The following is a 10,235-nucleotide window of genomic DNA, read 5'->3' as shown; positions in this document are numbered from 1 at the left end:
GCTTTCGCTTTATCGTCGAGGCCCTATCTGTCGCAGGCCTTGTTTAATTTGGTATCACGCCGACTGTGCAGGTGATTCCGTTTGATGTCGCCGCACTCTTTAGTAATGCGATCGCCCAACCTAGCCAATACGGCTTCACTAATGTCACCGACGCTTGCCTGCTTACCGCGTGCCAAACGCCAGACACTTACTTATTCTGGGATGATATTCATCCCACGACGGCTAGGCATGAACGCATTGCCGAGGCGGCTACCACGACGATCAGCGCTGCTGGCGTGCCCGAACCACCAACCACCTTAGGGCTGGTCACCTTGAATGCCTTGATGGCGGGTGCTGCTGCCTACAAGCGACGCCAACGCTCTAAAGGCGGTCCGCTTCACAACAGAAACTCACGTTAGGATTAAAACACTGACTAAGTAGATGTTTCAAAAAGCACTTCTCAGTCCCGTTGAGACGTACCAATTAGCCTGAGGGTTAATCAGTATGGAGAACTGGAAAGGACTATTAGGGTTTCTAGCCTCCTGATTCTCAGCAGATTCAAATGGTGCACTCCTTAGCGGGAGTTTTCGCTCGCTTACTACTCAACCCCAAAAACCAACCATTAGACGGTGGTCGGTCAAACAATCAAGCTGTTAAAAGTAGGGAGTTGCTAGAAAGAGCAGGAGTTTGAACTGTGAGTACACAGCGGGAACATTCGGATGACAGCGCCATCATGCCTTCAGAAGAAGGTCGGCAAGAGTCCAAGATGCTTGGAGTAGATGGCAATCGCCCCATCGATGACAGCGATCTTCAGATACAGTATGTTTTGCCTATTGATGGCAAGCGTCCGGTTGTGGCTGGTACCGTTCACATACGCGACACGTTCGAGATGGATGGCAGTCGCCCAATTGGGGCCGGTTCACTCGATACCGACAAAACTTTGGGGATTGATGGCGACCGCCCGATTACTGCAAGCAATTTGGATGTGAAAGAAGTTGTCTACGAAGATGGCGAACGACCGATTGAAGCGAGTAAGCTTCAAATTCGCAAAACGCTTCCCGTCGATGGCGATCGTCCGATTACTGCAAACAACCGGAAAAAACCAGATATGATGCGAGACTACATTGACTAGAATGATATGCAGAGCAGTCAGACATTTTTAAGTAAGGGTAAGGTAGCGAAGATACGGTAGTGAGCTGTCAAGCAGGTTGCGGCTTTACCCCTTGAACGGTTTTGGAAGAGATGCTTCAACTGCTGTATACCTCAAAGGTCTTTTGCATAGTTGAAAGGAACCTCTAGAACATTCATTCTGCTACTGCCCTTTTGCTCCTTTCAACTATGCCATCGGCACTCTACCCATAGCCGTGGCTAAAACGCCCTAAAGCGGTTTGACCGCAAACCGCACCTTTAGCCCCTCCTTAGGCTCGTGGATTCAATAAACGGACAAGTTTTATGCAGGTAGGGGCGCAGGCCGTGCGCCCCTACGAGAAATGCCGGAGTTATTAAATGCTTGTTCCTTATGATCGGGCGTTGGCACCGTCACCAGCGTTAAATCCTGTGGTAACAGACTCCAGTCATACCCTTGCAAGAGTTTAGCCGCCAACAGCTTCAGTTCCAAGCGCGCGAACTCCTTCCCCTAGCGCGCCGCTGTCGATGCAACTCACTTGTTTGCAGTGCCAGCGACAGCGAACCCAAGAGTCGCTTCACGCTGGGCGGCCAACTGCTGACAAAACACTGATTTTCGTGAGTGGAACGAAGTCGTTCGCCTCTACACCCTTGAGAAAGACGGTTGGGTTGCCCAATAACTGAGTCTTAACGATCGGACCGTACTGCCGATGACGCCTCTTAGCAAGGTCAAGATCACGGAGGAAGGCAAGGGTTTCGCTTAAAAGGGGTAGACCCATCTGACCAAGGGGGTTAGTGAGGGAAGACATAGATGGCTATCCAGTGCTGCGATCGTGATGGGCTGTTCAGGTTAGATCTTCGCTTCAGACCGATGCGCTAGGAGGGTGGAGCGAACAACTGTGCCCCAAGCGGTAAGCGAGGCTGAAACGCTCTGGAGTTGAGCCGAGACAAACCATGCACCCAATTTAATAACGGAACTTTACAGTTCCGGAAATGCTTGGTACACTATGTGTACTGATGAAGACTGAGAGGACAGTTGCTGTGGCGCAACATGAACCTACACAGGATATCGGAGAGCGAAACCACTTACCTAGTGAAGACAAGCGTGCGGTTAACACACGGCTCGGTCGGAAGCGCGATCACATGCGTGATGCTGACATCCTCGACGCAACGCTTGACGTGCTCGCTGAGGTCGGCTATGGGGGCATAACGATGGACATGGTTGCGGCGCGTGCGGTAGCTGGGAAAGCGACCATATATCGCCGCTGGTCGTCGAAGGAAGAGCTTATCCTCGATGCCATCGGCCGTATGAAAAGTAAGCAGGTTGACCTTGAGCATTTACCCGACACCGGGACCCTCCGCAGCGACCTCCTCGCGTTGTTCAAGCCGCAGTCGATCGAGGAGAGTGAGCGCAAGCTCAACGTGATGACGGGGCTTGCCTCTATGCTGTCCGCCAACCCGGGACTTGCAGAGGCAGTAAATACAGCGATAGTTGAGCCGTGGGCTACCGCACACCGCATTTTAATGCAGCGAGCTGTCGATCGTGGCGAGATCTCCGCGTTAGCAGACATCGAGACGGCGTCTCAGATCATCCCGTCGATGGCAGCCTATCGTGCGCTCATCCAACGCAGACCGTTCGAGAAGGCGTTCCTCATCGCATTAATTGATGGCGTGCTATTGCCAGCGCTTCACAAGGCTTAGGTGTCGATCGTACCGCTGCAATCGCAGCGCTCCTCTTCGTCAGTCGAAATGGCACACGACACCCAGAACAATGAATTCGATCAACAAGGAGATACTATGTCCGTACAGGCTGTTACCCACCTGAATTTTCGAGGCGACACTCGCCAAGCGCTCAAGTTTTACCAGTCCGTGTTTGGCGGGGATGTAGCCATCGTCACGTATAAGGATGTCGGCAACGTTGAAGATCCATCTAATGCTGACCAAGTGAAGTGGGGCCAAGTGTCCGCTGACAATGGCTTCCGCGTCATGGCATACGATGTGCCGTCACGTATGCCGTGGGACCAAGGCGAGAACGCCTTCTTTATTTCGCTCCGTGGCGAAACGTCTCAGGAGATCACTGCGTACTGGGAGAAGCTATCTGCTGGCGCGACCATCATGCAGGCGCTCGAGCCAGCGCCGTGGTCACCGCTCTACGGCATGTTGAAGGATCAGTTTGGTATTGTCTGGGTCGTAGACGTTGTAAGCCAGTACAACGCGTCCTGATTGTCATTTACGATATGGTCAGCTTATTAACTCGGCAATAAAAGATCTGACCTAACTCGTAGGGTGCGTTAGGCAATCAACTCGCAATTCTAACGATGTAGGAACATGCATTGCCGGGTTAATAGCTCAATTGCTAAGGTGGAATTGAGCTATTAACCATACTTTGTGCTGCAACTAAAGACCAGTACTTGCAGGCAAAGCGATTTCGTCAGGCCGCGCTGTTGCGTCAACTAAAAGTGGAATTGCAGGAAGTTCGGCGACGATCGCATCCTGCTGCCATAACATCAACTAACACTATGCTCAGAGAATACCTCTCTCAACCCGACCCCGGAATCACAAGAAAGCGTCAGTAAGGCTATCGGTACTGTACTCTTTCTGCAGCAAAATCTGTAAGGATTAAGCTTTAAGCTCGCCCTCAAGCTAGGAGACAGTTGACATATCCCTTCAAAGAGAATCTTTTACCATCGGGGTTGAAGAGGAGTATCAAATCATTCATTCAACAACGCGTGAACTTTGTTTGCGAGTGCAAAAGGTTTTACCACTTGCTCAACGATTCCTTGGAGAAGTGGCATAGCCGAAAGCACAGCAGTCTAAATTGCAATTACTACCCCGATCTGTCGGCAGGACTGACAGACGCTTAACGTGGGAGATTGCAAGCTTGAGTAGAGAAGATCACATTCTGAAACTGCTGCTAGAAAGCAACCTTAGACGATGTGATACCTAACTGCCAGGAACGGTGTCATATCCCAAATTACACGCATGGGTCTCCACCCAAACAACAGTGCTTAGGCAATGCCAACACCACCCGTGGCACCATACACTTCCCCGTTTATATAGCTTCCCTCTTGAGATGCAAGCAGCACATAGATGGGAGCAATTTCCACAGGCTGTCCGGGTCTTCCCAGCGGCACTTCAGAACCAAATTTCTCGAGTTTCTCCTGGGTTTGACCACCGCTGGGCTGTAGCGCTGTCCAAAAGGGACCGGGTGCGACTGCGTTGACACGCACCCCTTGCTCAATCAGTTGCTTCGAGAGGGATTTACTGAACGAGACGATCGCCGTTTTCGTCATGGCGTAATCGATCAAGCTCTCCGACGGGTCGTAGGCCTGAATCGAAGTTGTGTTAATAATGGCTGCACCTGGTTTCAGATGCGGTACGGCTTCCTGTGTGATCCAAAAGAGTGCGTAGAGGTTTGTTTTGAGCACCTGGTCGAACTGCTCGGTGGTAATATCGCCGAGTGAGGGTTGAGTTTGTTGTTTGCCAGCATTGTTGACGAGAATATCTAAACCGCCTAGTGCTGCTACGGCATCTATTACGAGCTGGCGGCAAAACGCTTCGTCCTTAATGTCGCCTGGAAGCGCGATCGCTTTACGTCCCGCTTTTTCAATCAGTGCAATTACCGCTTGTGCATCTGACTCTTCACTGGGAAGGTAGGAGATGGCTACATCCGCTCCTTCCCGCGCAAACGCGATCGCTACAGCACGCCCAATGCCAGAATCGCCTCCCGTGATCAGTGCCTTACGACCCGCAAGCTTGCCACTGCCTGTGTAGCTCTCCTCACCGTGATCTGGCTGAGGTTCCATCTTTGCAGCCAGTCCTGGCGCGGACTGCGGTTGGCGGGAAAAAGGCGGAGTTGGATATTGATGGCGCGGATCTTGCATCTTCAAGCGATCGGTAGGCATGTCTTGCTCCAGGGTGTAATGCGTTCAGTTATAAAACCGCTTCGGAGCGATACCCACCCACCTTGGATATAGATCGTTACAGGTCACTCTATCGATCCAACTTAAGTTACAGAAGGCAGTGCTTCGTCAACCAGGAGGGGTGTCGCACCTCCAAATGGCACCCGTAGATGCAAAACAGATGATGGTTGAATGCTTGGTTAATGATGACTGTGCTATCTTACGGCAGAACATTACAGTGACGAGCTAGCGCTGTCTGAAAGTTAAAACCGACGCGCGATCGCGCTGGAAAGTGTAGCGTCAGTTGTACAGTTCAGAGCAACGCCTTATGTCTCAAGTCGCGGTCGTCACCGGGCAAATCACCATTAATGATGGGGGCACTTTTCTCTTAACGGCGGCTGATGGTTCGATCGACGATCAACGGGCGCAGGGTTTATTTGTACGCGATACCCGTCTAATTTCCTATTACGAAATCTCACTCGATCGCCAACCCCTGATCCCCCTTGCCTCCAGTACCATCACGCATCGCGTAGCTCGGTATGAATTCACGAATCCTGATCTGGAAACTGCCAATGGCATTGTCCCTGCTAAAAAATTGCTAATCACCGTCCGGCGAGACATTATTGGCGGCATGCACGAAGACATTGACCTGACCAACCATCATCAGGCGTGTGTTGATGTGCGGTTAATGCTGGCGATCCGCTCAGACTTTGTGGATGTCTTTCGAGTCAAAGCGCAGAAGTTGGTTACGGAAGGCAGGATGGAAACCACCTGGAGCGATGGGACACTCACCAATCTGTATCGCAATGGTGACTTTACCAGAGGCGTTCGCATTCGTCCTGAAGGAGCCAGTTCACCACCGCGCTATGCCAATGGTCGGCTTATTTTCGACATTGCCCTTGAGCCAGGTGAAACGTGGCATAGCTGTATTGATTTCATTGCCCTGGTAGATGGTGAAGAACTGGAACCCAAGCATACCGATGCGACGACCGATGTCACTCCAGCCGGGCAGGAGATGGAAAACTTCCTTAAAATTGCCACCCAATTGCGCTCCTCCAACCGATCGGTCGAGCAAGCGTATCACCAGGCGCTCGTCGATTTAGCGGCGCTACGAATTCCGGTCGATCACGGCTCCTTAGTGTGGATACCAGCGGCCGGTATTCCCTGGTTTGTCGCTGTGTTCGGTCGCGATCCCCTGGTTGCCAGTTTGCAGACGATGGCAGTAGCTCCTGGTTTGGCAAAAGGTACCTTGTTGAAGCTGGCTGAACTGCAAGCTACCGAAAAAGATGATTGGCGAGATGCAGAACCGGGCAAAATTTTACACGAACTGCGGCAGGGTGAGTTAGCCCAACTAGGCAAGATTCCGTCTTCACCATACTATGGCGCGATCGACACCACCCTTCTGTGGATCATCACCCTTTCTGAGATTTACCATTGGACGGGCGATCGCCGCTTATTAGACGACTGCTATACACCGTTGAATAAGGCGCTAGCCTGGATTGAGCAGTACGGTGATTTTGATGGCGACGGTTTCGTAGAATATTGCAGTCGCTCGTCCGATGGCATTCAGAATCAAGGGTGGAAAGATTCAGGTGATGCCATTCGAGATGCAGCGGGCGAAATTGTGAACCCTCCGATCGCGCTGTGCGAAACGCAGGGGCAAGTGTATGATGCGTGGCGACGAGCAGCGGCGCTCTATGAGGTTTGGGGTGAACCTGATCGCGCTCAAACCCTACGCAAAAAGGCAGACGAACTGTATCAACGGTTCAATGATCGCTTTTGGATGGAGAACGAAGGCTTTTATTGCCTGGGTTTAGATGGCAATAAAGCGCAGATTCAGTCGATCGCCTCGAATGCAGGACAATTGCTCTGGTCGGGTATTGTGCCAGCTGATCGAGCGAAACAGATCGTGCAACGTCTCTTTCAAGCAGATCTCTGGTGCGGTTGGGGCATTCGGACGCTATCAGCAAAGAATCCGGCGTATGACCCGATCGGTTATCACACGGGTAGCGTCTGGGCGCACGACAACGCTTTCATCGCCGCTGGCTTGAAGCGATATGGCTATCACGCCGAAGCTAACCAGATTGCGGAAGGAATCTTTGCGGCAGCCAGCCAGTTTCAGTTCCATCAAATGCCTGAACTCTTTGGTGGGATTGAGCGGCAGCCAGAAAGCTTTCCCGTGCCTTACGTGGATGCCAATATTCCGCAAGCGTGGGCAGCCGGTGCCATGCTCTGGCTGGTGAGCATCGTTTTGGGCCTGTCAGCCGATGCATCGAACCGCCAGCTTCACGTGCGGCCTTGTTTGCCTGCGTGGTTGCCCAATCTTCAACTAACGAATGTGGCAGTTGGCGACGCAACCGTTGACCTCCGGTTTTGGCGAGACGGTGAGCAAACTCAGTGGGAGGTGACGCAACAAAACGGTGAGTTGACGGTCGCTCATCCCGATCGCCCCAGAACGGAGTAGCCATCGCACAATTTTTACCAGTGGAGTTCAAGGTGTGACAGACGATCGCTACGACATTATTATCATTGGCACAGGGGCAGGTGGCGCGACGGTCGCTCATCGGCTGGCACCGAGCGGTAAGAAAATCTTGCTGCTCGATCGCGGCACGTTTTTACCCAGAGAGAAGGCAAACTGGAACCCACATGAGGTGTTTTCAGCAGAGCGCTATTTCAACGCTGGACCCTGGCGCGATAAGGCCGGGAAAAGCCTCCAGCCAGCCGCAGGCTACTGGGTCGGCGGCAATACCAAGTTCTATGGCGGCACCTTGTTTCGAGCGCGGGAAGCCGAATTTGATGCCGTGATTCACAAAGGCGGCCTTTCTCCCGCCTGGAGTCTGAAATACGCCGATTTTGAACCCTACTACACGCAAGCCGAAACGCTGTATCAAGTTCACGGCAAGCGAGGGCTTGACCCCACCGAACCCTGGACAACTGGGGAGTATGCGTTTCCTGCCATCAGTCATGAGCCGTGCATTCAAGACGTAAGCGATCGCTTAACCGCCAAGGGATTCCAGCCGTTCTATCTGCCAATGGCGATTAAGCTGAATGAGTCCCACCCGTTTCTGAGTGAGTGTATTCGCTGCGAAACCTGCGACGGGCATCCCTGCCTCGTTCATGCCAAGGCGGATGCAGAGGTAATTGGAGTCCGCCCAGCGATGCAGTACCCCAACGTGACGCTGCTGACCGATGCCAAAGTGCAGCGGCTGCATACCAGTGCTTCGGGTCGTGCCGTGACGATGGTGGAAACTGATGTTGCGGGTGAAGTTAAGCACTTTCGAGGCGACATTGTGGTGGTTGCCTGTGGGGCGATCAATTCAGCCGCTTTGTTGCTGCGATCGCACAACGATCAGCATCCCAATGGGCTGGCGAATGGCTCCGATCAGGTTGGGCGTAACTTTATGAAGCACAACTGTGGCGTAGTTGTAGGACTGATGCTTGAAGAAAACCATACCGTGTTTCAGAAAACCCTGGGTGTGAATGATTTCTACTGGGGTGAATCCGACTTTCCCTACCCAATGGGACAGGTTCAGCTATCCGGAAAAGTCAACAAGGAAATGTTGATGGATGATGTGCCTGTGGCGACTGGCGGCACCATTTCTCCTGAAAAGGCGGCTACCCACTCTGTAGATTGGTGGCTTATGGGTGAAGATCTGCCCGATCCTAATAATCGAGTCCATCTCAAGGGAGACCACATCCACATCGACTACACCGAAAATAATACTGAGGCGTTTCAGCGATTAGTGCAGCGCTGGATTGACGTGCTGAAGTCGATCGAAGTCGATCGAGGCTGGATTACAGAATCACGCTACTACCAGAGCAACTTTCCACTGCGCTGGGTAGCTCACCAGTGCGGCACCTGTCGGTTTGGTACTGATCCTGCTACGTCTGTTCTAGACCTTCATTGCCGCACTCATGAAGTTGACAATTTGTACGTGGTGGATGGCAGCTTCTTTCCGTCTAACATCGGCTGCAATCCAACTCTAACCATTGTCGCGAATGCGCTGCGAGTGACTGACCATTTGCTCGATCGACTGCAATAAACTGCCAACTTTTACAGCAACTAAGGTAATTACAATGCCCCCAGAATCTCGTCCGACGGCTGAGCAAATTCCTGCTCAAACGCTACCCTATCCTGCCAGTCAGGAAGACATGGTGCCCCAGCCGGATAGTGATTTGTCTAACTACAAGCCTGCAAACAAGCTGCAAGGAAAAGTGGCGTTGATTACTGGTGGCGATTCAGGCATTGGTCGAGCGGTAGCGATCGCCTATGCAATGGAAGGTGCCGATGTTGCCATTCTGTATAACGAACATGATGACGATGCCAAGATCACCCAATCCAATGTGGAAGCGAAGGGACAGCAGTGCCTCCGCATCAAAGCGGACGTGCGAGACTCGGAGCAGTGCAAGAAAGCTGTGGCACAGACCGTCGAGAAATTTGGTCATCTCGATATTTTGGTGAATAATGCTGCCTATCAAATGGTGCAGTTCAAGTTAGAAGACTTAACGGATGACCAGTTCCGACGCACGTTAGAAACAAACGTGTTTGGTTACTTCTATATGCTTAAAGCGGCCCTGCCTCACCTGAAGGAGGGTGATGCGGTCATCAATACCAGCAGTATTCTGGGGCTAATCGGCAAAGAATTCTTGATTGACTATTCCACCAGCAAAGGGGCGATCAATGCGTTTACTAAAGCGCTGGCGCAAAACTTGGCAGAGCGTAAGATTCGCGTCAATGCAGTGGCTCCTGGCCCGGTTTGGACTCCTAACATCCCTGGCACAATGACGGCAAAGCAGGTAGATAATTTTGACGTAGACAACGCGATGAAACGATCGGCTCAGCCAGAGGAACTGGCTCCAACCTACGTTTACTTCGCGTCCGAAGACAGCAGCTTTGTCACGGGTGCCATTCTCGAAGTCACAGGCGGTCAAGTTTCTAGCACGTGATGAAGATGTCTTAAAAGCAACAAATCAGTGAGCAACGGACAAGGAACGGATGCATCGGATGGTAAATTACGAGCGAGAGCCGTTAGCTATCCGTTACATCCGGTATGAATCCGCTGCTAACCATACTTCTCAGACATCCTCTGATGACTATTCAATCTACTACTATTGCATCGGTTAGCTTAACGATCGCTGAAATGGAGCGATCGCTCCATTTCTACACCACCGTTCTAGTGGTCAGTCAATGATTAATTGACGGGTAGAGCCGATACAGTTTTACCCTGG

10 protein-coding genes are annotated in these 10,235 nt (G+C 51.9%); 7 read left to right on the top strand and 3 right to left on the bottom strand.

Features of this window, described 5'->3' with window-relative positions:
• Positions 1 to 65 precede the first annotated feature (65 nt).
• A complete protein-coding gene (locus AC5JLP_RS00095; protein ID WP_496065850.1) occupies positions 66 to 398 on the top strand; it encodes a hypothetical protein in 333 nt (110 codons plus the stop codon).
• Positions 399 to 673: 275 nt separating this feature from the next.
• Positions 674 to 1,111 carry a hypothetical protein gene (locus AC5JLP_RS00090; protein ID WP_496065849.1) on the top strand — a complete coding sequence of 146 codons (438 nt, stop codon included), beginning with the start codon at positions 674 to 676 and terminating at the stop codon, positions 1,109 to 1,111.
• Positions 1,112 to 1,429: 318 nt separating this feature from the next.
• Here AC5JLP_RS00090 and AC5JLP_RS00085 read toward each other — a convergent pair whose 3' ends face one another.
• Positions 1,430 to 1,597 carry a hypothetical protein gene (locus AC5JLP_RS00085; protein ID WP_496065848.1) on the bottom strand — a complete coding sequence of 56 codons (168 nt, stop codon included), beginning with the start codon at positions 1,595 to 1,597 and terminating at the stop codon, positions 1,430 to 1,432.
• An 85-nt stretch (positions 1,598 to 1,682) separates the two neighbouring features.
• A complete protein-coding gene (locus AC5JLP_RS00080; RefSeq protein ID WP_496065847.1) occupies positions 1,683 to 1,913 on the bottom strand; it encodes a hypothetical protein in 231 nt (76 codons plus the stop codon).
• Between the two features lie 232 nt (positions 1,914 to 2,145).
• Between AC5JLP_RS00080 and AC5JLP_RS00075 the strand changes: the two genes are divergently transcribed.
• Together AC5JLP_RS00075 and AC5JLP_RS00070 are read left to right on the top strand one after the other, a co-directional pair.
• On the top strand, positions 2,146 to 2,805 hold the full coding sequence (locus tag AC5JLP_RS00075; protein ID WP_496065846.1) for a TetR/AcrR family transcriptional regulator: 660 nt from the start codon (positions 2,146 to 2,148) through the stop codon (positions 2,803 to 2,805).
• Between the two features lie 48 nt (positions 2,806 to 2,853).
• Positions 2,854 to 3,327, top strand: a complete 474-nt coding sequence (locus AC5JLP_RS00070; protein WP_496065845.1) for a VOC family protein — start codon at positions 2,854 to 2,856, stop codon at positions 3,325 to 3,327.
• 785 nt (positions 3,328 to 4,112) lie between these two features.
• Here the strand turns inward: AC5JLP_RS00070 and AC5JLP_RS00065 are convergent.
• Positions 4,113 to 5,009 carry an SDR family oxidoreductase gene (locus AC5JLP_RS00065; protein WP_496065844.1) on the bottom strand — a complete coding sequence of 299 codons (897 nt, stop codon included), beginning with the start codon at positions 5,007 to 5,009 and terminating at the stop codon, positions 4,113 to 4,115.
• Between the two features lie 325 nt (positions 5,010 to 5,334).
• Here AC5JLP_RS00065 and AC5JLP_RS00060 point away from each other — a divergent pair, with 325 nt between their 5' ends.
• From AC5JLP_RS00060 to AC5JLP_RS00050, 3 genes are read left to right on the top strand one after another with little or no spacing between them, the layout of a single operon-like run.
• Positions 5,335 to 7,470: an amylo-alpha-1,6-glucosidase gene (locus AC5JLP_RS00060; protein ID WP_496065843.1), complete on the top strand. Its 2,136-nt coding sequence runs from the start codon at positions 5,335 to 5,337 to the stop codon at positions 7,468 to 7,470.
• 34 nt (positions 7,471 to 7,504) lie between these two features.
• Positions 7,505 to 9,049, top strand: coding sequence for a GMC oxidoreductase (locus AC5JLP_RS00055; RefSeq protein ID WP_496065842.1), 1,545 nt, complete (start codon positions 7,505 to 7,507; stop codon positions 9,047 to 9,049).
• Positions 9,050 to 9,083: 34 nt separating this feature from the next.
• Positions 9,084 to 9,953: an SDR family oxidoreductase gene (locus tag AC5JLP_RS00050; RefSeq protein ID WP_496065841.1), complete on the top strand. Its 870-nt coding sequence runs from the start codon at positions 9,084 to 9,086 to the stop codon at positions 9,951 to 9,953.
• Positions 9,954 to 10,235 lie beyond the last annotated feature (282 nt).

The sequence above is a fragment of the Stenomitos rutilans genome, from assembly GCF_059505485.1.
Note: the sequence above shows the minus strand (reverse complement) of the source record. Positions and strands in the feature narration are given on the sequence as shown.

Coding starts and splice junctions, on each gene's coding strand:
- AC5JLP_RS00080 (WP_496065847.1), bottom strand. CDS start 1,913: ATGTCTTCCCTCACTAACCCCCTTGGTCAGATGGGTCTACCCCTTTTA.
- AC5JLP_RS00050 (WP_496065841.1), top strand. CDS start 9,084: ATGCCCCCAGAATCTCGTCCGACGGCTGAGCAAATTCCTGCTCAAACG.
- AC5JLP_RS00060 (WP_496065843.1), top strand. CDS start 5,335: ATGTCTCAAGTCGCGGTCGTCACCGGGCAAATCACCATTAATGATGGG.
- AC5JLP_RS00070 (WP_496065845.1), top strand. CDS start 2,854: ATGGCACACGACACCCAGAACAATGAATTCGATCAACAAGGAGATACT.
- AC5JLP_RS00065 (WP_496065844.1), bottom strand. CDS start 5,009: ATGCCTACCGATCGCTTGAAGATGCAAGATCCGCGCCATCAATATCCA.